This is a genomic window from Candidatus Profftia sp. (ex Adelges kitamiensis) (assembly GCF_020342455.1).
Taxonomy (GTDB): Bacteria; Pseudomonadota; Gammaproteobacteria; order Enterobacterales; family Enterobacteriaceae; genus Profftia.
This window is the reverse complement of the sequence record NZ_CP080506.1, coordinates 1,113,673-1,137,887: the sequence shown is the minus strand read 5'-3', so window position 1 is coordinate 1,137,887 and position 24,215 is coordinate 1,113,673. Positions and strand designations below refer to the sequence as shown.

Below are 24,215 nucleotides of genomic sequence, written 5' to 3'. Positions count from 1 at the left end.
GTTTTATAATAAAAACTGAATAGAGTATTTTTTAAAAAATTTACTTGAAATAATATATCCTGTGTATAATTTAATCTCAGATATATATCTAATGTATATTTACTATGATACTTTATATAGATCTATAGATATATAGTTTTGTATTTTATATTAAATATTTTAAACCAAATTAGTGTCTGTATAAAGTATATGTAGTTAATAATATTATGGATTATTATGATATGAATTATATTTAGTTATGTAAATAAATATTAAATTAATTATTTATTAAAATAAACAAGTATTAAATATAAAATATAATAACTCGTAAAATTATTAACATAAGTATTGATAATCACTTCGTTTACTAGTGTTCTATTAAATACAGAATACCAGTAATATTATGATAATAACAAATACAGCTAATACTATATCTATTACGTTTAATATTCTTAGTGCAAATCATCTATTAGTGTTACTTATATACAATAAAATATTCTCTAATTATATTTTGTTTAATATCTTACACCACTGCGATATATATGGTTATATCAATAATTACAAGTATTATTGCAAGATAGTGGTTAAGTAGTTTTTAGTTAAAGTTAAACTATTCTATAATTATAATAATATTAACCTAATGATTATAAAAATTACAAATATAGAAAGTACTGCATTATAATATAATAATTATTAATTATATTATACTTTGAAATTAGTAAAGTTAGTAAAAATAGATAAGATACTACGCTAAATAGTATCTTACTACCTTAAGTAGTAGATATTATAGTCGATACCTATAATATCTCAAGTTATTAAGTAAAATATAAATATATTTACGTAATTTATAAATCTTATTAAGCAGTAACTTGGTTATAGTATAAAGATATTGATTTATAGAAAGATAATAATTTATTAGTATTATTAGTTTTATATTTCTAGTTAAAATAACACTAGTACGCAGATATATTACATAAAATTATCATATTAATTTTATTGATTAATGCTATGTAAATATAATTAAAATATTATGCTATGCATTACAGATTATTAATCTGTTAGACCATATATAGATATTACAAAGAGTATTGTTATTTAAAATATCTTGAATAATTATTACTTATTATTTGTAGTACATGCCGTACAGTAGTGATATTCCTAATAATAAAAACTAATAGATAAAACACCTTTTATATATTTTTAAAATTATCCAGAATAATTCCCCTAGTACATATTATCTGACTCTTAGTTAGTGACATTAAGTTATTCAATAGTATTGTAGAAGAGATATTTTCTAAAATTAATTTACTCCCATAAAAGTAATTTCTTATCTTATATAAAGCATAATATGCTAAATAAATCTATATGGTTAAAGAGATTATATACATAATTTATTTATTATTTAGTTATAATCCCCTAATTTTATCAAGGTAAAACATATATGTCTAGATACCTTTTTACTTCTGAATCAGTTTCTGAAGGACATCCAGATAAGATTGCTGATCAGATTTCTGATACCATACTAGATGCAATTTTAGAACAGGATCCTAAAGCACATGTAGCCTGTGAAACCTATGTGCAAACTGGTATGGTACTTGTTGGTGGTGAAATTACCGCTAATGCATGGATAGATATCGAAGAATTAACTCGTCAAACTATTGCTGAAATTGGTTATATAAGTTCCGACATGGGTTTTGATGCTTATTCTTGTGCTGTAATAAGTGCTATAGGTAAACAGTCTTTAGATATTAATCAAGGCATTAACAACACTAATCCATTAGAGCAGGGTGCTGGTGATCAAGGTATTATGTTTGGTTATGCAACTAACGAAACTGAAGTTTTTATGCCTGCACCAATTATATATGCGCATCGCCTGATGGCACGTCAAGCAGAAGTACGAAAAAATGGTACTTTGCCATGGCTATGCCCAGATGCTAAAAGTCAAGTAACTTTCTTATACGAGAATGGTAAAATTTCTGGTATTGATACAGTAGTTATATCTACTCAACATGCTAATTGTATAACTTTATCAAAGTTAAAAGAAGCAGTTATGGAAGAGATTATTAAGCCAGTTCTTCCGCCAAAATGGTTGTCTTGTAGTACTAAATACTTTATTAACCCTACTGGACGCTTCGTTATTGGTGGTCCAAAAGGAGACTGTGGATTAACTGGCCGTAAAATTATAGTTGATACATATGGTGGTGCTGCTCGTCATGGAGGTGGTGCATTTTCTGGGAAAGACCCTTCAAAGGTTGATCGTTCAGCTGCATATGCAGCTCGTTATGTTGCAAAAAATATTGTTGCTGCAGGTTTAGCAGATCGTTGTGAAATTCAAGTATCTTATGCTATCGGAGTAGCCGAACCAACTTCAATTATGATTGAAACTTTTGGTACTGAGAAGATATCAACTAAGAAGTTAATTTTTCTAGTGCGTAAATTTTTTGATTTACGTCCATTTGGTTTAATTAGAATGCTTAATCTTATACAACCTATCTATCGTCAAACAGCATCTTATGGTCACTTTGGTCGTGAGAATTTTCCTTGGGAAAAAACTGATATATCAGTTATGTTGAGTGAAGAAAGTTTCTAACTAATATTTATCAATATGAGATAAATTATAATGAGCACGAAAATTTTTTTAAGTATAATAAGCTTACATGAATAATAAAAATTATTATAAAACATAAAGCGGGCAGTATCTTAATACTAGATTAAAATAAAGTAAGCTATTAAGAATATTTTATTTATTTTAATTCAAGAGAAATTACATAACGTTGTCAACGTCATATATAGCATATATATTATAATAATCCCAAATTACTAACTATAAGAATTTTTCTAAAATATATATAGTTATAGTTTAGATATCAAAAATAATATGCTTTTAAATATTTATTTATTATTAATACTGATTAACTATAGTTAGGTGTTATTTATTTAATAAATTAATAATTTAGTATTCTACTAAATAGTAATTTTATTCTTTTTAGAAAAATTATTGTTTACTAGAAAAAAATTTTTAACTCAAAAGTATATACTAAAGGAGTAAATTTTAAAGGTTTCTTATCTATATTATAGATAATATCTAATATATAATTTATTTTAAAATCAAATATGATATAATGATTTTAGTGTATATCAATTATCTATCAGATTATTTGAATATAAGGATATTTCATGTATTTATTTAAAATATTATTAAGAGTATTATTTTAGTTTATATATTAACTACCAATATCTCCCTATCCATCTATTGACTTAACAGTAAATAGTTATAATAGAATATTATAATAAAGTATGTATGGTATAATAAATAAAATTTCTATATTATTTTACGTACTATACTTAATAAGGTATATGTATTTAATCTTATATTCTCTCCTATATTAATAAATATATAGATTGTATAATTTATTTTTCCAAATAAAATAATATATATTTAAATATAACTTATACATAAAAAATTAAATTAAGTATCCTTTATGATAACCGAATAAATAAAATTTTTAAATATTTTTTACATATTACAAAATATATTTATGACTTCCAGAAATAAGCTTATTTTACAGCATCTTGGTATTACTCATTGGGTTATAAGACGCCCAATTATTTTATATGGTAAACTTGACATTAGAGTATTTTCCCCTAAACCTTATTTACTTGTTGTTTCTTCTGAGCCAATGACTAGTAATAATCTTTTATTGTGTGACGTACTCAGGGCGCTTCGAATGTCTTATGAACAGGTAATTATCTTTACTCCAGATAAATATGCTATGTTGAAACATACGGGAGAATACTATATTTGGTATCTTGGTACACTGATAACTCAAAAAAGTACCATTGCAACACTATACTCCCCTCCTCTTAGTAAGTTTTATAAAAATGTTAGTGCAAAAAGATCTTTATGGCATCAAATATATATGATAAATAAATAAAGATTATTTCTCCGAGTACTATTATATAAATAATAGATTGAGTATAATACCAGAATGTTTATTAGTATTTATATTCATTATTATAGATAATACGTATAATATTATTATAATTTTTTATAAATATTTTATTATATTTAGATTTTTTCTTATCATTTATTTTAAGTATTTTATACTTTTATATAGTGGTTCTAATTATCTATAATAATTATTATACTCCTAATTATTTAACAATCTAGGTATCTTTAATACCAATATTATTTGTATATTTTGACTTAAATATCTAAAGAAGATTAATTTTAAAAGTTTTTATAAAAAAATTTTATTAGAAGTTTGAGTCAATATAAGTATGATACAGCAAGGATCATATTGTTGAATATAATGTCCAATATCAATGCAACTTTGTTTCTATGTTGATAACACAAATCTATAGACTATAAAGTTTTGCTAACTAATGATTTGCTGAGTAAGAATTATAAACTTACTAAAAATTCAAGAATCTTATATAAATGTATATATTTTATTGATTTTATTTTTACAATATAAAATTGTCATAATTTATAATAAATAATATAGTTTATTATAGATATGTATTGTAAATAGGTGATATTTATTCTAGTTTTATACTGTATTATAATTATATTAATTTTTGTCCTTTTAATTAATTCTTCTCTAGTGCCTAGAAAATATTATAAAATTAAGTATTAAGAATTTATAGTATAGAGTACACTTATTTATTTCTCGGTATCACTAATATTTTATTATAATACTCAAAATAATACACACTACACTCAACGGGTACTACTTTATACTCTGGTATAAAAGTAAGCTACTATAAAATAGTAATTATAAAATTAATCTATTTTATCTTTTTTCTAAAGAAAAAATAGTAAAGTAAATGTTTTTCAATATTATTGAAGTTAATCCATCTTTTTAAAATTTTTAATATATACATTATTACTATTATAAATAAGAAACATAGCAATTAAATTATATTAACATGGATAATATTATATAATCTTTGTTATATTAGATATATTTATCTATATACTTATATTCCATATTACACTACTATATAGAATAGTATTAAATAAGTAATAAAATTAATATTCATTATCATAATTAATTAGCTTATATTATGTATTTCAATACATATAAGATCTAGGTCTTAGATTGCTTTCTATCTATTGTATATATTAGATAATAAATTATCTAAAATATACTTAATACTATAATTATAAAATATTTTAATATTATTATATTAATCTAAATATGCTTGAAAAGCATATAAATACTTATATCTATATATTTATTAATTTTTTTAACTTATTTTTATTGAAAAAACAGTATACTCTAATTGGAGTATAAAGGTAAAAATATGAAACAGAAAGTTGTCAGAATTCATGATATAAATATTGCTAACGATTTGCCATTTACTCTTTTTGGTGGAATGAACGTACTTGAATCTCATGATTTAGCTATGCGTGTCTGTGAGCATTATCTTTTAATTACTCAAAAATTAAATATACCTTACGTTTTTAAGGCCTCTTTTGATAAAGCTAATCGCACTTCTATTCATTCTTACCGTGGCCCAGGTCTGGTAGCAGGAATGCGTATTTTTCAAGAGATCAAACGGGCTTTTGGTGTTAAAATTATAACTGATGTTCACACTCCAGAACAAGTTCAAACTGTGTCTGAAGTTGTAGATGTTATCCAGATACCAGCATTTCTAGCGCGCCAGACTGATCTAATTAAAGCTATTGCAAAAACTAACGCTGTAATTAACGTTAAAAAACCACAATTTTTAAGCCCAGGACAGATCATACATATTTTAGATAATCTTAAATCAGCTGGAAATGATAAAGTTATTTTATGTGATCGTGGTACTAATTTTGGTTATGATAATTTAGTTGTTGATATGTTAGGTTTTGGTGTAATGAAAGACTCTTCTCAAGGAAGCCCAATTATTTTTGATGTGACTCATGCTCTACAGTATCGTAATCCTTTTAGTGCTATATCTAGTGGACGTCGTAAGCAAATAACAGAATTAGCTCGTGCAGGTATAGCAGTTGGTTTAGCTGGTTTATTTATTGAAGCTCATCCAGATCCATCAAATGCTCTTTGTGATGGCTCATCAGCTTTACCGCTTAGTATGTTAGAATCTTTTTTAATTCAAATAAAAAAGATTGATGATCTAGTGAAAAGTTTTCCATTATTAAATACTTCTAACTAATACTATTATATAGTACTAAGTTATTAGTATTTCGAATGTTAATAGTAAAAATATAAATATATTAATTAATAAAATTTTTTTAAAAGTTATTTATATAATTTATTATTCAATATTAATTGTATTTAAAAGAGGATTAATTAAAGATATTTTCTGACTAGAATGCATTAGGGTAGGTATCATTAAAAATGGTATTTCTAATATTAAATTAGAATATAAGTAATATCATAAAAGAGATTTTTTATTATAATAAAAGGTATGAAATTTTACATATTATCTAAAGTTAGATTACATGGATATATTTTACTAACATACATTATGTAATACATAAGTAATAACTATTATATATTAATAATAATTACTATATTAAATAACAAGATTAAATATTTAAGAGATAGATAACTCATGAATTAATTACTTAATTTTATTTATAGCTATATAGTTTATATATTATATTTTTATAATTCTTTAAAAATATTTAGATACTTTAAGAGAGTATATCCTAATTATAATGTTTTAATGTTAGCAGTATTAAAATGAAATTTTATATAAATTTTAATTAATTTTAATCCCTTTTTCTGTTCTCAATTCACTTATCTAGCATGAGTTTGTCAGTAATAGGTGATTTAGCTATGAGTAGTAATACTCTATTATAATCAACACCATATATTAACTAAATTTTATTTTAGTAAAGTATTATTACTAATATTTCTATAATTTTAGTATATTAATATTTTATAATATAAAATATTAACTGATATTATACAGACAAACATATAATTTTTATACATTATAGTCGTTTTTAGTAAAATTATATTAATAATCTAAATAATTACTTTTATTTTATTCAGTAATAGTTTGTAATAAGAAATATAATCTGTTAGATTTTTAATAATTTTTTCTAATATATAAGTTTCTGGGGAAATATAAATAATCTTATCCAAGTTATAAGTAGTTTAATGAAATTATTAATAAATTTACGGTGTATAAATTTAAAAATATTTTATTTAATTTATCTAATTAAATATCTCTTCAATATGTTTGTACCAACTAATCTATAGATATTAACTATCTAGTTGTTAGATAGGTAAATAAATATTTATTTAAAATCTAAAATATAACTTTTTTAAATTGTAGTTGAATGCTAATAATGTATTTTATTTCGCTCTTCTAATAAATAATTAATTTAATGTAAGGTAATAAAATTTTAATTATATGGATATATATTTCGTTATAGAAGAATATATTGCTATCTATAGAACTATCTAGTTCTTTTGTTTCTTTATTTGTATCATCTGTAAATATTCATAAATAATAGTAATATACATATCTATTTTATATAATATCTATTAATGAGATTTTTTAATAGAAGGAATAGCACTTCCCTTTTTAGTATGTATTACCTGTTTTTCTTCTAAGATACGAATCTTACGTTCTGCACGAGCTAAACATAAGCGAATGCGTAAATAAAATATACCGCAGATAATCCAACATAAAATAAACCCACTAGCAAATAGAGTTGCAAGTAATGTTGATAAACAATACTCATTTTGAGCAATTAAATAATTAAAAGTAACTACTTGATCATTATGTGCACCTAATGTTACTGAAAGAACAAATATTGCCAAAACTACTAAAAAAAATAGCAGATATTTCATGTAATTCCTATTAAAAAAGTGGAAAGATATTTATGCGAGTTAATGATTAAATTAATATTGAAAGTTATTATTTAATTAATAACATAAAAGGTATATTATAAATAGCAATAAAATAATTATTATAGAGTTATATTAATTTTAATATTTATAATAACACCTATTTTTTGTTCTTTAAATATTTTGGTAAGTCTCATACAAGTATAAATACTACATTATCTAAAAATTAATTAAAACTTTATGCTTTTATCTTGTTTTTAAATTATATTTATTCAAATTGGTATTTTACTATTTTAGGTATGTATTACTTTTTTAAAAAGAATTTACAAATATATATTTTAGTATAATAGAAATGACTATTCCTTAAAAATAGTAATAGTTTCTAAATTAGATTACATCTATTTCTACTTTACATTAAGTAAGAGTAAATATATTTTTTATTTCAACTACCCATATATACAAAGTAAAGATTTAAAAATACAATTTACAAAAAAATATAATACTTTAATTCCATAACATCCAATATCTAAATTAGATTTATAAGTATTATTTTTATAAGCTATATTGATAGTAGTATCAATACTATTGATATAATGTGAATTATATTACTAGAATATAACTAGAGTATTGCTATAGTATTAGATATTGTTAACTATTTATGAGTTATGTTATATAGGTTGTAAATTATTATTGCTATAACATATTTTATGTAGTTATTGTATACAGACAATATCTTTTATTATGTATTTGCTTATTGAATGGCGTCACTTCTTATGGAGAAGTAAATTACTTTTGTATTATTTCTAAGTTTTTGAAAGTTATAATATATTTTATTAAATAAAATATAAAATATAAAATATATTTATTAATGTTTGTATAAATCATATGATACTATATCATAACTGTATGAAGTAAAAAATTATAGATAAAAATAATAGGGTAGAGTTTTAAACTGAAATTATATTTTATAGTTTTTATACTGTATGTTCATGTAAATTTATTAATTATTATTAATCAATAAAATAATTACCTCTTTAACTTTTATAAAATTCTAAAATATTTTATGGGACTTTAAATATAATTTAAAATTACATAAATTTTTAATTATATAAAGTATTTGTCAAAAAATATATTTTGTATAATGTCACTATAAATCTTTTAACACTATTAAAGCTTCTATTACTTTTAGTGTTTATAAAATACATAACATTAATATAATTTATTTTTTTAGCTATAATATTTTGATATTCTATTATATTATATTTAATAATTTTTATTATTATATCATTCATAGTTATATAAAATAAAAATTGAGAATAATCTAATGTTATACATACTTAATAGTTAATATTTAATTTTTTCTTTAATAAAATACATCTTATCTTATTAGATATTTTAAAAGGTTAAATTATATTAAACTATAGTTAAATACCTTATATATTACCAAATATTTTAAGAGAATATTTTTCTAATTGCATAAATGTTAGATATAAAACATTTAATTTATATTTATGTTTGTATATATGATATGAAATATATTGATTATAAAGATTAGATTTTATCTAAAGTTCATGTGACTATTTTTAATTAAAAATATAAAATTAAGAATAAGTATTAAATAATATTTTAAAAGAAATGATAGATTTATGATCTATTATAAACAATAGATGTCTAAAATATTGCATTAAGGTATACAAAAATTTATTTGGTTTACATGGAAATATATATTATATAAAGTGATATCATAACTTATTTTAAGTTGGGTTATATAAGAATAAAAAATATTGGATTATATATTTATTTTAATCTAGTTTGATTTACTTATATTTTATTTATGCTTATAAAATATAACTAATAAATGTAAAATAACTTTACATTTATTAGTTATTTTATTATGTATGAGGGTTATATGTTCTTATATAAAAATAATAGATTGATTTTATAAAAATAACTAAAAAATTAGTTAGATTAACAATCTAGTTTATAAATATTGTTTTGTTAATAATTATTTTAGATGCTATTCTAATTCTTAGAATACATCAAACTTATATTTGATATTTGATGAACAAATAAAAATAGAGTAAGTAACAGCTATGTTGGTGTTAGTGGTGAGTAATAATATAATCTATTAATTATTTTAATAATTTATGACTTTAAAAGAGTTTTTTAATTTATTTAAAATTTAGTACACACTTATTTTAATTTTTACTTTACTTAAAATAAAAATTAGTTGCATATAGTGTTTGAATTGCTTAAAATACAAATTACTTGATGCCGGCTTAGCTCAGTTGGTAGAGCAACTGACTTGTAATCAGTAGGTCACCAGTTCAATTCCGGTAGCCGGCACCATCAAGTGGGTGGGATTCCCGAGTGGCCAAAGGGAGCAGACTGTAAATCTGCCGTTTAATACTTCGAAGGTTCGAATCCTTCTCCCACCACCATAAAAATTACCTTAATAAACAATATATACTATAACTAAATTATATAAAATTATTTATTATACATACAGGGTATTAATATAAAAACTTAAATAATTTATTAATTATCTCAGTTATAATATGCGGGCATCGTATAATGGTTATTACATTAGCCTTCCAAGCTGGTTATGCGGGTTCGATTCCCGCTGCCCGCTCCAAGTTATCTTGGCTGATATGGCTCAGTCGGTAGAGCACACCCTTGGTAAGGGTGAGGTCCCCAGTTCGATTCTGGGTATCAGCATCAAAGTTTTATTTACTCCTTATTTTATTGTATAAAATATTTTCTGCTATTCTTTATATTTTATAAGCTATCAAAAAATTTATTAGTTTAATTATAATTATTTATAATTTTATTTTATATAAGGTATAGAATTTAGTATAGTAAATTAATTTTTATAAAAATAAAAAATATTTTTCTATATATAAATGCCCTAAATTTTTTTATCTAACTATCCACTTGGAATAATAGTTATTCTATATAACTTACTTAATGATTTATTACTTATCAAATTATTCTACAATAGAAGTGCTAAATATTTTAAAGTTATTAGTATGTTTAATACGTTTTTATAGTTTTATTTATTGAGTCATGGTGCAATATTATTGAAATACAAAATATTATTAATATCTGATTAATTGTTTTTAATTCTTTTATGTAATATAATTAAAATTATTTATTTTTAATGTGATTTAAAGTATTTTACTTGATCTTAGTTATTATAATGTTAAAACATAAAAGTTTATTGATTGTATACTTTGATTACCTTCTTTTGAATATCTAAAATTACTTTACTTTGTAGTATACATATTCAGCATAATATGCTTATGTTGTATATTTATTTTTTATTTAATTATTTCAATTGTGTTCATGGTTAGTTATTTATAAAACTGTGTATATATGTCATAAAAGATAGTAAAACTAGAATATTCAATGTATTTCTTACTGGAATAAAATTTCACTGATGCTAAAGTATTTTTTGTATATATTTCTTTGTATATCTATGCAATAATTAATATTAATAATATTAATAACAATACTGTTCTAGTATAAATATAAGCAGATTAATATTCTAGTTGTTATTATTGATAAGAAAATAATATAATAGTTTTTTACTAGAAATTTTAAAATTAGCATTACTACTAACTATCTAGCTCTAATCAATAGTAGAAATAATATAATATTGATATACTCAATAATATAATTTATAAAATATGATATAAATTTATATTTCATTTTATAGATCGAGATAAAAATACTCGTAGTTACTATTAATATAAGTATTTTAATAAAATTAGTCTAAAGTAAAATTAGACGTGATATACTATTACAAGTATAATATTTAATATTATGTATTATTAATAATAATAATCAAAAATAAACTTATAAAGTATTTTTGCGTTACTTTTAGATGTAATAAAGTACCTAATAATAAGAACTAAAATGTCTTATAATAAATAAATTACTTGTGTGCTTTAATACTTATATATTAAGAGATAATGACGCAAATTCCATTTGTTTTTTATAAAAAATTATTTAGTTAGTCTTACTCAAAGTAAGACCGAGTATTTTTATAATCTAATAACAGGTTGTTTTTATGAGTATAAATATCAATTCTAAAAGAAGCAGATGTGGTATACAAATACTTAAATGGCTGTTTGTTGTTATACTACTCCTCACTGCTATTATAGGTAATTTCCTTTATCGTGATTTAATTCTACCATTACGTACGATGATAGTAGTAATAATGATTTTTATAGCTAGTTCTATAGCCTTTAGTACAAACCAGGGTAAGAATGCCATAGCATTCGCTCGTGAGGCGCGCACTGAAATGCGTAAAGTTATATGGCCCAAACGTCAAGAAACATTTTATACAACATTGATAGTAGCTGTGGTTACAGTGATTATATCACTAATTTTATGGGGACTGGATAGTATACTGGTCCGTCTAGTTTCGTGTATTACTGATATGAGGTTTTAATATGTCTGAAACCTTGAAAAAGCGTTGGTACGTAATTCAGGCCTTTTCTGGCTTTGAAAGTCGTGTAGTTCAATCATTATCTGAATATATTAAATTACATAAGATGGAAGAGTTATTCGGAACGATAATGGTTCCTACTGAAGAAATTGTTGAAATACGTAGCGGTCAACGACGTAAAAGTGAACGTAAATTTTTTCCTAGTTATGTATTGATTCAAATGGTAATGAATGATTCTAGCTGGCATTTAGTACGCAGTATACCACGTGTGATGGGCTTTATTGGAGGAACTTCTGATTCCCCAGCTCCAATTAGTGACAAAGAAGTAGATGCAATTATGAATAGACTTCAAAAAGCAGGTGATAAACCTCGTCCGAAAACTATGTTTGATCCAGGAGAAATGGTACGTGTAAGTGATGGACCATTTTCTGATTTTAATGGTGTTGTTGAAGGTGTTGATTACGAAAAAAGCCGTATAAAAGTCTCTGTATCTATCTTTGGTCGTAGCACTCCATTAGAACTAGACTTTAATCAGGTAGAAAAAGCTAATTAAAATAAACAAATTATAATATTTTAATTGCTAAAATTAAAAAATATAACTATAATTTTATACATTTTGTTTATATATAGTCTAGATTAGTATAAATCCATTATATAGATGTTTTATAAAAATTCAGGCAAGCATTCTTAAGAATGCTATAATCCAATCAAGGATATTACCATGGCTAAAAAAGTACAAGCTTATATTAAATTACAAGTTGCAGCCGGTATGGCAAATCCAAGTCCTCCAGTTGGTCCAGCTCTAGGTCAAAAGGGTGTTAATATTATGGAGTTTTGTAAAGAATTTAATATTAAAACTGATAACCTTGAGAAAGGCTTGCCTATTCCTGTAGTGATTACTGTTTATGCTGACCGTTCTTTTACCTTTATAATTAAAACTCCTCCAGCATCAGTATTACTTAAGAAAGCTGCTGGTATTAAGTTAGGTTCTTGTAATCCTAATAAGAATATAGTAGGTGAAGTAACTAGTGCCCAAGTGCGTGCGATAGCAAAAACTAAAGCAATAGATATGACTGGTGCTAATATCGAAGCAATGACTAGTTCGATTAAGGGTACTGCTATTTCTATGGGATTAGTTGTTGTTGAAGGATTAAGTGATAATGGCTAAAATGACTAAGCGTATGCGTATGATCCATAATAAAATAGATACTACTAAAAAATATGATATTGAAACAGCTATTTATTTATTAAAAGATTTAGCTACTGTTAAATTTATCGAAAGTGTTGATGTTGCTATAAATCTTGGAATAGATGCTCGTAAATCTGATCAAAATATACGCGGAGCTACCGTACTACCACACGGTACTGGTCGTTTAGTACGTATTGCTGTGTTTGCTCAAGGTAATAATGCTGAGTTAGCAAAATCTGAAGGGGTTAAACTAGTGGGCATGGAAGATCTGGCAGATCAAATCAAAAAAGGAGAAAAAAATTTTGATGTAGTGATCGCATCTCCAGATTCTATGCATATTGTCGGTCAGTTAGGTCAACTATTAGGGCCACGCGGTTTGATGCCAAACCCTAAAATTGGTACTGTGACTGATAATATTAACCAAGCAATTAAAAATGCTAAATCTGGTCAGGTTTGTTACCGTAACGATAAAAATGGAATTATTCATAGTAATATAGGTAGAATAGATTTTGATTTTAATCAATTAAAAGAAAACTTAGAGGTTCTTTTAATTGCTCTTAAAAAAGCTAAACCATCTACCGCTAAAGGTGTTTTTTTTAAAAAAATTAGCTTATCTACTACTATGGGTGCTGGATTATTAATAGAACATAACAGCCTCATTATAAATTCTTACTAATAAGAAAAAATAATTAATTGTATTTTTATCTTTATCAAGATGTTTTATTGTTATAAAATCTAACGTCTGTTTATTATCTTTTATATAATTTATTTTTATTACAATAGAGAAAATATATAAGAGAAATAAATTTTATTAGAATGCAATTCTATCTATAATTTACTCCTCTAGAGTATAGGAATATAATATAATATAATATATTTAATAATATCGTATAAATAGTAATAAGGTGCATAAAATATTTTTAATAAAATATTCTAATTACTGTATTAAAAATCTAAATCGTTTACGATATTTAGATAATACTATTTACGGAAAACGCGGAATAAAATCCAGGAGTTAAATCTCATGGCATTAAATCTTCAAGATAAAAAAGCAATTATAGCCAAATTTATAGAAGTAACTAGGAGTGCGCACTCTGCTGTTATTGCTGACTCTCGTGGTATAACTGTAGATAAAATAACTAAATTGCGTAAAGAAGGTCGTGGATGTGGTGTTTACATGCATGTTGTTCGTAACACTTTAATGCGCCGAGTTGTGAAGGATACTCCCTTTCAATGTTTACAGAATGATTTTTTAGGTCCAACTTTAATTGCATTTTCTATGGAACATCCTGGTGCTGCTGCTCGGTTATTTAAAGATTTTGCGAAATTAAATAAAAAATTTAAAATTAAATCTGCAGCTTTTCAGAGTAAATTTATTCCAGCATCTCAGATCGACTTTTTGGCAACTATGCCAACTTATGAGGAAGCGATAGCGTCCTTTATGTCAGTCTTAAAAGACGCTTGTGCGGGAAAATTAGTTCGTACTCTTACTGCCTTGTGTGAGAAAATAAAAGATGATTAATCAACTTTTATTTTATAAAATGTTCGCTTATATAATTTATTTCTAAATTTTAGGAACAATTCTTATGTCTATCTCTAAAGACGAGATTTTAAATGCGATTGCCAAAATGTCCGTAATGGATATTGTTGAGTTAATCTCTATGATGGAAGAAAAATTTGGTGTTATCGCTACTGTTTCTGCTGTTACTGCTACAGGATCAGATGAAGTTATTGAAGAAAAAACTGAGTTTGATGTTATTCTTAAGAATATCGGTACTAACAAAATTGCTGTAATAAAAGCAGTTCGTAGTGCAACTGGGCTTGGATTAAAAGAGGCTAAAGATTTAGTAGAGTCCGCTCCAGCCACCCTAAAAGAAGGAGTTAATAAAGAAGATGCTGCCGTTCTAAAAAAATCCTTGGAAGATGCTGGTGCTGAAGTTGCAGTTAAATAAACCAACTATAAAGTTGTACTCTAAGAGAGTTGGGTTAATAACTGGTAACTAAATGTTACCAGTTATTTTATTCTATGAAGAATACCAGTAATATGTCATACTGTTTAGCTCTTGGTGTTTTCCTTAATAATTATCTCTATTTTCGACTTAATATATTTATGTTTTTAATTTTATATTCTTTAAATTGGATAGTAATAAAATATTTTTTAAATTATATAAACAAGTATTTTGAGAGGCATTTCTGCCTTTCAGCCATAAATAGTGTGGCATGACATGAACTATTATCCTTAAAATTAGGATTAACAGTTTGGTCACTGATCATCTAGCTGAGGAACCCTATGGTTTTGTACTCCTATACTGAAAAAAAACGTATTCGTAAAGATTTTGGTAAGCGCCCACAAGTTTTGGATATACCGTATCTTCTTTCTATCCAACTTGATTCTTTTCAGAAATTTATCGAGCAAGACCCAGATGGGCAGCGTGGTTTAGAGGCAGCATTTCGCTCTATATTCCCAATCGATAGTTACAGTCGCAATGCCGAACTACAGTACGTTAGTTACCGGCTGGGTAAGCCGGTATTTGATGTTAAAGAATGCCAGATGCGTGGCGTAACTTACTCAGCTGCGCTGCGTGTTAAATTACGTCTAGTTATTTATGAGCGAGAAGAATTAGAAGGTACGATTAAAGATATTAAAGAGCAAGAAGTATACATGGGAGAGATTCCATTAATGACGAATAATGGTACTTTTATAATTAATGGTACCGAACGTGTAATAGTCTCTCAGTTACATCGTAGTCCAGGTGTATTCTTTGATAGTGATAAAGGTAAAACACATACATCAGGTAAAGTACTTTATAATGCACGTATTATTCCTTATCGTGGTGCATGGTTAGACTTTGAATTTGATCCTAGAGATAATTTATTTATACGTATTGATCGTCGTCGTAAATTAGCAGCTACTATCCTGCTTCGAGCATTAAATCTTACAACTGAAGATATTCTTGAATTATTTTTTGAAAAAGTTATTTTTAAATTTTCTAATAATATATTACAGATGGAATTGGTCCCAGAGAGACTGCGTGGTGAAACTACTACTTTTGATATTGAAGTTGACGGTATAACATATGTTAAAAAGGGTCGCCGTATTACTACGCGACACATTCGTCAATTAGAAAAAGACAATATTAAGTTAATACAAGTGCCAGTAGAATATATCTCTGGTAAGGTAATTGCTAAGAATTATATAGATAAAAATACAGGAAATCTAATATGTACAGCCAATACGGAGTTATCACTTGATTTACTAAAAAAATTGCATAAGTTAGGTTATGAACGTATTGAGACATTATTTACCAATGATCTAGATCATGGTGCTTATATATCTGAGACAATGAGAGTTGATCCAACCAATGATCGTATCAGTGCTCTTGTTGAAATATATCGTATGATGCGTCCTGGTGAGCCTCCAACAAAAGAAGCAGCTGAAAATTTATTCGAAAATTTAATATTTTCTGTAGATCGTTACGATTTATCAGCAGTTGGACGTATGAAGTTTAATCGTTCATTGCTGCGTGAAAATATTGATGGATCAGGTATTCTGAGTAAAGATGATATTATCGATGTAATTCGCAAATTAATTGATATTCGTAATGGTAAGGGAGAAGTAGATGATATCGACCATCTAGGTAATCGTCGCATTCGTTCTGTAGGTGAAATGGCAGAGAACCAGTTTCGTATAGGGTTAGTACGTGTTGAACGTGCAGTGAGAGAGCGCTTATCTTTGGGAGACATTGAGACTCTTATGCCTCAAGATATGATTAATGCTAAGCCAATTTCAGCAGCAGTAAAAGAGTTTTTTAGTTCTAGTCAGTTATCTCAATTTATGGATCAAAATAATCCTCTATCAGAAATTACACATAAGCGTCGTATATCTGCTTTAGGACCAGGAGGTTTAACACGTGAGCGTGCTGGATTTGAAGTAAGAGATGTGCATCCTACTCATTATGGTCGTGTATGTCCAATAGAAACACCTGAAGGACCAAACATTGGTTTAATTAATTCTTTATCTGTTTATGCACAAACTAATGAGTATGGTTTTTTAGAAACCCCATATCGTTTGGTTCGTGATGGAAGAGTAACTAATGAGATTAATTACCTATCTGCTATAGAAGAAGGTAATTATGTTATAGCTCAGGCTAACTCTAACTTAAATTATGAAAATAGTTTTATTGAAGATTTAATTACTTGCCGTAATAAAGGAGAATCAAGTTTATTTAGTAGTGAACAAATTGATTATATGGATGTTTCCACCCAACAGATAGTGTCTGTAGGTGCTTCTCTTATACCCTTCCTAGAACATGATGATGCTAATCGTGCACTTATGGGAGCAAATATGCAACGTCAGGCTGTTCCAACTCTTCGTGCGGATAAGCCATTGGTTGGTACTGGTATGGAAAGAGCTGTAGCAGTTGACTCTGGTGTTACTGTTGTTGCTAAACGTGGTGGTATTATTCAGTATGTGGATGCTTCTCGTGTTGTTATCAGAGTAAACGAAGATGAAATGAATCCAGGTGAAGCAGGTATTGATATTTATAATTTAACCAAGTATACACGTTCTAATCAAAATACTTGTATTACTCAGATACCATGCGTTAATCTAAGTGAAGTAGTTAATCGTGGTGATGTGTTGGCTGATGGTCCATCTACTGATTTAGGTGAATTAGCTCTAGGACAGAATATGCGAGTTGCATTTATGCCATGGAATGGGTATAACTTTGAAGACTCTATTTTAATTTCAGAGCGTGTTGTGCAGGAAGATAGATTTACTTCCATCCATATTCAGGAACTATCCTGTATATCTCGTGATACTAAGTTAGGGCCAGAAGAGATAACTGCTGATATTCCTAATGTAGGTGAAGCTGCTCTTTCCAAATTAGATCAATCTGGTATTGCTTATATAGGTGCAGAAGTAAAAGGTGGTGATATTCTTGTTGGTAAAGTAACACCCAAGGGTGAAACTCAGTTAACTCCAGAAGAAAAATTGCTTCGTGCTATTTTTGGCGAAAAAGCGTCGGATGTTAAAGATTCTTCTTTACGGGTTCCAAACAGCGTTTCTGGCACTGTTATTGACGTACAGATTTTTACTCGAGATGGTGTAGAGAAAGATAAGCGTGCTCTTGAAATAGAAGATATGCAGCTTAAGAAAGCTAAAAAGGATTTAACTGAGGAATTACAAATCCTAGAGATAGGATTATTCACTCGTATACACGATCTATTGGTATCTGCTGATATAGAAGTGAGTAAAATATCTAAGTTACCGCGTAATCACTGGTTAGACATTAGTTTAGATGATAAATTTAAACAAAATAAATTAGAACAGTTAGCTAAACAATATAATGAGCTAAGAACTTATTTTGAAAAGACCCTAGATGCAAAACGTCATAAGATTACTCAGGGTGATGATTTAGCACCAGGGGTACTAAAAATTGTTAAAGTTTATTTAGCTGTAAAACGTCATATCCAGACTGGTGATAAAATGGCAGGACGTCACGGTAATAAAGGAGTGATTTCCAAGATTAATCCAATTGAAGATATGCCTTATGATGTCAACGGTACTCCTGTGGATATTGTGTTAAACCCATTGGGTGTTCCATCACGCATGAATATAGGTCAAATTTTAGAAACTCATTTAGGTATGGCTGCAAAAGGTATTGGTGAAAAAATTAACTTAATGCTTAAACAACAGCAAAAAGTTACTAAACTGCGTGATTTTATCCAAAAAGCTTATGATCTAGGAGAGAATACACGTCAGAATGTTGATCTTAGCAAATTCACCGATGAAGAAGTGATACGTTTAGCTGAGAATTTAAAAAAAGGCTTACCAATCGCAACCCCGGTATTCGATGGAGCTAATGAAAAAGAAATTAAATCACTTCTGAAATTAGCTGGTATCCCTACTTCTGGTCAGATTATACTATTTGATGGCTGTACTGGCGAACAGTTCGAACGTCCAGTGACTATTGGTTATATGTATATGCTAAAATTAAATCATTTAGTTGATGATAAGATGCATGCGCGATCTACTGGTTCTTATAGTTTGGTGACTCAACAGCCGTTAGGTGGTAAAGCCCAGTTTGGTGGTCAGCGCTTTGGCGAAATGGAAGTATGGGCTCTTGAAGCTTATGGAGCAGCTTATACACTACAAGAAATGTTAACCGTTAAGTCCGACGATGTAAATGGTCGTACTAAGATGTATAAAAATATCATTAATGGTGATCATCGTATGGAACCAAGTATGCCGGAATCTTTCAATGTATTATTAAAAGAAATCCGTTCTCTTGGTATTAATATCGAACTAGAGGACGAATAATAAATTTATTTAAATTATTTCAATACCTATATATTCTACTTATTAATTACTTTAAATGCGATGGGTATTTACACCAGATATTAAGCATTTTATTGTATTAATAATTAAGGCGCTTGGTGAGTAATAGTGCTAATTATAAAAGTATTGAAGGTATTTAAATTCCAATGGGTCTTAACTCCGACAGGAGCCAATTAGTGAAAGACTTACTAAAGTTTCTGAAAGCTCAAACCAAGACTGAAGAGTTTGATGCAATCAAGATTTCTCTGGCCTCGCCAGATATGATCCGTTCTTGGTCTTTCGGTGAAGTAAAAAAGCCGGAAACCATCAATTATCGTACGTTTAAACCAGAGCGCGACGGTCTTTTTTGTGCCCGTATCTTTGGGCCAGTAAAAGATTACGAATGTCTTTGTGGTAAGTATAAAAGATTAAAACATCGTGGTGTTATCTGTGAAAAATGTGGCGTTGAGGTGACTCAAACAAAGGTACGTCGCGAGCGTATGGGTCATATTGAATTAGCCTCTCCCACTGCTCATATTTGGTTTCTAAAATCACTGCCATCTCGTATAGGTTTACTTTTAGATATGCCGCTACGCGATATTGAGCGCGTACTTTATTTTGAATCATATGTAGTAGTCGAATGTGGTATGACTCATTTAGAACGTCGCCAAATTTTAACTGAAGAGCAATATCTAGATGCTCTTGAAGAGTTTGGTGATGAGTTTGAAGCAAAGATGGGAGCTGAAGCTATACAATGCTTGTTGAAAAATATGGTTTTAGAAGACGAATGTGAGTATTTACGCGAAGAATTAAAGATAACTCACTCCGAAACTAAACGTAAAAAAATGACCAAGCGCATAAAATTATTAGAATCTTTTATTTATTCTGATAATAAACCAGAATGGATGATTCTCACCGTTCTTCCGGTCTTGCCACCAGAACTACGCCCATTAGTACCTTTAGATGGCGGTCGTTTTGCTACTTCCGACTTGAACGATTTATATCGTCGTGTTATTAACCGTAACAACAGATTAAAACGTCTTTTAGATTTAGCTGCTCCTGATATAATTGTACGTAATGAAAAACGTATGCTTCAAGAAGCAGTTGACGCCTTATTAGATAATGGTCGTCGTGGTCGCGCAATAACTGGCTCCAATAAACGTCCTCTGAAATCTTTAGCGGATATGATTAAAGGTAAACAAGGTCGTTTCCGTCAAAATCTTTTAGGTAAACGTGTTGATTACTCTGGTCGTTCTGTAATTACTGTAGGTCCGTATTTACGTTTACACCAGTGCGGTCTACCTAAAAAAATGGCTTTAGAGCTTTTTAAGCCATTCATTTATGGCAAGTTAGAAATGCGTGGTCTTTCTACAACCATTAAAGCTGCCAAAAAAATGGTTGAGCGTGAAGAAGCTATTGTATGGGATATCTTAGATGAAGTGATTCGGGAACATCCAGTAATGCTCAATCGTGCACCAACACTGCATCGCTTAGGTATTCAGGCATTTGAACCTTTATTAATTGAAGGTAAAGCCATTCAGTTACACCCCTTAGTTTGTGCAGCTTATAACGCCGATTTTGATGGTGATCAAATGGCTGTTCATGTTCCTTTAACTTTAGAAGCTCAATTAGAAGCCCGCGCGTTGATGATGTCTACTAATAATATTTTATCACCTGCTAATGGCGAGCCAATTATTGTTCCTTCTCAGGATGTTGTATTAGGACTATATTACATGACTCGTGATTGTGTTAATGCTAAAGGTGAAGGTATGGTTCTTAGTAGTCCTAAAGAAGCAGAACGTATTTATCGTGCTGGTTTAGCTTCTTTACATGCACGTGTTAAGGTCCGTATTACACAAACTGAGAAAAATGTAAAAGGAACATGGGTGGATACTACTAGTGTTATAGATACTACTATTGGTCGTGCAATTCTATGGATGATTGTGCCATCAGGACTACCATATACTATTGTAAATCAGTTATTAGGTAAAAAAGCTATCTCTAAGATGCTAAATATTTGTTACCGTATATTGGGTCTTAAACCTACTGTTATTTTTGCTGATCAAATCATGTATACCGGTTTTGCTTATGCTGCACGTTCAGGAGCTTCTGTTGGTATCGATGATATGGTTATTCCAGAAAAAAAAGTAGAAATTATTTCCGAAGCTGAGGTAGAGGTAGCTGATATTCAAGAGCAGTTCCAGTCAGGTCTTGTGACAGCAGGAGAACGTTATAATAAAGTTATTGATATATGGGCTGCAGCAAATGAACGTGTTGCTAAAGCTATGATGAAAAATATATCTACAGAGTTAGTCATGAATAAGGAAAACAAAGAAGAACGTCAGGTTTCTTTTAATAGCATTTTTATGATGGCTGATTCTGGTGCTCGGGGTTCTGCTGCTCAGATTCGTCAATTAGCTGGTATGCGTGGACTCATGGCTAAACCTGATGGTTCGATTATCGAAACTCCTATTACCGCAAATTTTCGTGAAGGGTTAAATGTATTGCAGTATTTTATTTCTACTCATGGTGCGCGTAAAGGTTTGGCTGATACTGCATTGAAGACTGCTAACTCAGGTTATCTAACTCGTCGTCTAGTAGATGTCGCTCAAGACTTAGTCGTTATAGAAGATGATTGTGGTACTCATAATGGTATTATAATGACTCCTGTTATTGAAGGTGGTGATGTAAAAGAACCTCTTCGTGATAGGGTATTGGGACGTGTAACTGCTGAAGAAGTTATTAAACCTGGTACTACAGAGATTCTTGTATCACGGAATATATTGCTCCATGAAGAGTTGTGTGATATGTTAGAATTGTACTCCGTAGATATAATTAAAGTACGTTCAGTAGTGACCTGTGAAACAGATTTTGGTGTATGTGCACACTGTTATGGCCGTGATTTAGCTCGTGGTCATCTTATTAATAAAGGTGAAGCAATAGGTGTTATTGCAGCACAATCTATTGGTGAACCTGGTACACAACTAACAATGCGTACATTCCATATTGGTGGCGCTGCATCTCGTGCGGCAGCAGAATCTAGTATTCAGGTAAAAAATCAAGGTAATTTACAATTAAATAATGCCAAGTTTGTTTTGAATAGCGATAATAAATTAGTAATAACTTCACGTAATACTGAATTAAAACTTATTGATAAATTTGGTCGTACTAAAGAGAGTTATAAAGTTCCCTACGGTGCTATTATGGCTAAAGGAGATGGAGCAGAAGTAAATGGAGGCGACACTGTAGTTAATTGGGATCCACATACTATGCCGGTTGTTTCAGAGGTTAGTGGATTTTTACGTTTTATTGATATTATTGATACTCAGACTATTACCCGCCAGACTGATGAATTAACTGGTTTATCTTCTTTAGTAGTTCTAGATTCAGCAGAGCGTACGGGTAACAGTAAAGATTTGCGTCCAGCACTCAAAATAGTTGATATTAAAGGAAAAGATGTATTAATACCTGGTACTGATATAGCAGCTCAATATTTTTTACCAGGTAAATCTATTGTACAGTTGTCAGATACTGCTAAGATATATGCAGGTGATACCTTAGCACGGATACCTCAAGAATCCGGTGGTACTAAAGATATTACTGGTGGTTTGCCTCGTGTTGTAGATCTTTTTGAAGCACGTCGTCCTAAAGAACCTGCTATTTTAGCAGAAATTACGGGTATAATTTCTTTTGGTAAAGAAACAAAAGGTAAACGACGTCTGGTTATTACTCCATTAGACGGTAGCGATCCTTATGAAGAAATGATCCCCAAGTGGCGTCAGCTCAATGTATTTGAAGGTGAACGTGTAGAACGTGGTGATGTAGTATCTGATGGCCCAGAATCTCCTCATGATATTTTGCGTCTTAGGGGTATTCACGCTGTAACACGTTATATTACTAATGAAGTACAGGATGTTTATAGGTTACAAGGTGTTAAGATTAACGATAAACATATTGAAGTAATAGTGCGTCAGATGCTGCGAAAAGCAACAATTGAAGGCTCTAGTAATTGCGAATTCCTTGAAGGCGAGCAGGTTGAATTTTCTCGTATAAAAATAGCGAATCGTTATTTAGAAGATAATAGTAAAATTATGACTACTTATAGCCGTGATTTATTAGGTATTACTAAAGCTTCACTAGCAACTGAATCTTTTATTTCTGCAGCTTCGTTCCAAGAAACTACTCGGGTTCTTACTGAAGCAGCAGTTGCAGGGAAAGGAGATGAACTTCGTGGTCTAAAAGAAAATGTTATTGTAGGTCGTTTGATTCCAGCTGGTACTGGTTACTCTTATCATAAAGATCGTACACGTCGTAAAGCTCAAGATGATTCTTTAGTAGAGATACCTCAGGTAAGTGCTGAAGAAGCAACTGCTAATTTAGCAGAATTACTAAATGCAGACACAAATACAGATGATAGGCACTAATTAGTTTTAATTAATAAAACCGCCCAAAAAGGCG

General features: G+C 28.4%; 12 protein-coding genes and 4 tRNA genes. 15 read left to right on the top strand and 1 reads right to left on the bottom strand.

Annotated features, from left to right (window positions below):
* Positions 1-1,420 precede the first annotated feature (1,420 nt).
* From metK to kdsA, 3 genes are all read left to right on the top strand, one after another.
* Positions 1,421-2,569 (top strand): methionine adenosyltransferase, encoded by a 1,149-nt coding sequence (gene metK / locus K0T98_RS02960; RefSeq protein ID WP_225639362.1) that lies wholly within the window; start codon positions 1,421-1,423, stop codon positions 2,567-2,569.
* A 949-nt stretch (positions 2,570-3,518) separates the two neighbouring features.
* Positions 3,519-3,914, top strand: coding sequence for a DNA polymerase III subunit psi (locus K0T98_RS02955; protein ID WP_225639361.1), 396 nt, complete (start codon positions 3,519-3,521; stop codon positions 3,912-3,914).
* A gap of 1,375 nt (positions 3,915-5,289) precedes the next feature.
* Complete coding sequence (gene kdsA, locus K0T98_RS02950) at positions 5,290-6,144, top strand: 3-deoxy-8-phosphooctulonate synthase (RefSeq protein ID WP_225639360.1); 855 nt, start codon at positions 5,290-5,292, stop codon at positions 6,142-6,144.
* A gap of 1,346 nt (positions 6,145-7,490) precedes the next feature.
* Here the strand turns inward: kdsA and K0T98_RS02945 are convergent.
* On the bottom strand, positions 7,491-7,799 hold the full coding sequence (locus K0T98_RS02945) for a LapA family protein (RefSeq protein ID WP_225639359.1): 309 nt from the start codon (positions 7,797-7,799) through the stop codon (positions 7,491-7,493).
* A gap of 2,270 nt (positions 7,800-10,069) precedes the next feature.
* Here K0T98_RS02945 and K0T98_RS02940 point away from each other — a divergent pair.
* The 12 genes from K0T98_RS02940 (at position 10,070) to rpoC (ending at position 24,181) form a co-directional block, all read left to right on the top strand.
* Positions 10,070-10,145, top strand: a tRNA-Thr gene (locus K0T98_RS02940).
* Between the two features lie 7 nt (positions 10,146-10,152).
* A tRNA-Tyr gene (locus K0T98_RS02935) sits at positions 10,153-10,237 on the top strand.
* Positions 10,238-10,356: 119 nt separating this feature from the next.
* Positions 10,357-10,431 (top strand) — tRNA-Gly (locus K0T98_RS02930).
* 10 nt (positions 10,432-10,441) lie between these two features.
* Positions 10,442-10,514, top strand: a tRNA-Thr gene (locus K0T98_RS02925).
* A gap of 1,354 nt (positions 10,515-11,868) precedes the next feature.
* The gene (secE, locus tag K0T98_RS02920; RefSeq protein WP_225639358.1) at positions 11,869-12,252 is read left to right on the top strand and encodes a preprotein translocase subunit SecE; all 384 of its coding nucleotides are present in this window, start codon (positions 11,869-11,871) and stop codon (positions 12,250-12,252) included.
* Between the two features lies 1 nt (position 12,253).
* Positions 12,254-12,802, top strand: a complete 549-nt coding sequence (gene nusG / locus K0T98_RS02915; RefSeq protein WP_225639357.1) for a transcription termination/antitermination protein NusG — start codon at positions 12,254-12,256, stop codon at positions 12,800-12,802.
* A 168-nt stretch (positions 12,803-12,970) separates the two neighbouring features.
* Positions 12,971-13,417, top strand: coding sequence for a 50S ribosomal protein L11 (rplK, locus tag K0T98_RS02910; protein WP_225639356.1), 447 nt, complete (start codon positions 12,971-12,973; stop codon positions 13,415-13,417).
* Complete coding sequence (rplA, locus tag K0T98_RS02905; protein WP_225639355.1) at positions 13,410-14,114, top strand: 50S ribosomal protein L1; 705 nt, start codon at positions 13,410-13,412, stop codon at positions 14,112-14,114. The genes rplK and rplA overlap by 8 nt, the downstream gene beginning before the upstream one ends.
* A gap of 348 nt (positions 14,115-14,462) precedes the next feature.
* Positions 14,463-14,960: a 50S ribosomal protein L10 gene (gene rplJ / locus K0T98_RS02900; RefSeq protein WP_225639354.1), complete on the top strand. Its 498-nt coding sequence runs from the start codon at positions 14,463-14,465 to the stop codon at positions 14,958-14,960.
* A gap of 64 nt (positions 14,961-15,024) precedes the next feature.
* Complete coding sequence (gene rplL, locus K0T98_RS02895; RefSeq protein WP_225639353.1) at positions 15,025-15,390, top strand: 50S ribosomal protein L7/L12; 366 nt, start codon at positions 15,025-15,027, stop codon at positions 15,388-15,390.
* 338 nt (positions 15,391-15,728) lie between these two features.
* Positions 15,729-19,760 carry a DNA-directed RNA polymerase subunit beta gene (gene rpoB, locus K0T98_RS02890; protein ID WP_225639352.1) on the top strand — a complete coding sequence of 1,344 codons (4,032 nt, stop codon included), beginning with the start codon at positions 15,729-15,731 and terminating at the stop codon, positions 19,758-19,760.
* Positions 19,761-19,954: 194 nt separating this feature from the next.
* Positions 19,955-24,181: a DNA-directed RNA polymerase subunit beta' gene (rpoC, locus tag K0T98_RS02885; RefSeq protein WP_225639686.1), complete on the top strand. Its 4,227-nt coding sequence runs from the start codon at positions 19,955-19,957 to the stop codon at positions 24,179-24,181.
* The last annotated feature ends 34 nt before the right edge of the window (positions 24,182-24,215 follow it).

What these genes read in the sequence shown, in the direction of transcription:
- rplL (WP_225639353.1), top strand. Translation starts at nt 15,025, where the DNA reads ATGTCTATCTCTAAAGACGAGATTTTAAATGCGATTGCCAAAATGTCC.
- secE (WP_225639358.1), top strand. Translation starts at nt 11,869, where the DNA reads ATGAGTATAAATATCAATTCTAAAAGAAGCAGATGTGGTATACAAATA.
- rplK (WP_225639356.1), top strand. Translation starts at nt 12,971, where the DNA reads ATGGCTAAAAAAGTACAAGCTTATATTAAATTACAAGTTGCAGCCGGT.
- nusG (WP_225639357.1), top strand. Translation starts at nt 12,254, where the DNA reads ATGTCTGAAACCTTGAAAAAGCGTTGGTACGTAATTCAGGCCTTTTCT.
- metK (WP_225639362.1), top strand. Translation starts at nt 1,421, where the DNA reads ATGTCTAGATACCTTTTTACTTCTGAATCAGTTTCTGAAGGACATCCA.
- kdsA (WP_225639360.1), top strand. Translation starts at nt 5,290, where the DNA reads ATGAAACAGAAAGTTGTCAGAATTCATGATATAAATATTGCTAACGAT.
- rplJ (WP_225639354.1), top strand. Translation starts at nt 14,463, where the DNA reads ATGGCATTAAATCTTCAAGATAAAAAAGCAATTATAGCCAAATTTATA.
- rplA (WP_225639355.1), top strand. Translation starts at nt 13,410, where the DNA reads ATGGCTAAAATGACTAAGCGTATGCGTATGATCCATAATAAAATAGAT.
- rpoB (WP_225639352.1), top strand. Translation starts at nt 15,729, where the DNA reads ATGGTTTTGTACTCCTATACTGAAAAAAAACGTATTCGTAAAGATTTT.
- K0T98_RS02955 (WP_225639361.1), top strand. Translation starts at nt 3,519, where the DNA reads ATGACTTCCAGAAATAAGCTTATTTTACAGCATCTTGGTATTACTCAT.
- K0T98_RS02945 (WP_225639359.1), bottom strand. Translation starts at nt 7,799, where the DNA reads ATGAAATATCTGCTATTTTTTTTAGTAGTTTTGGCAATATTTGTTCTT.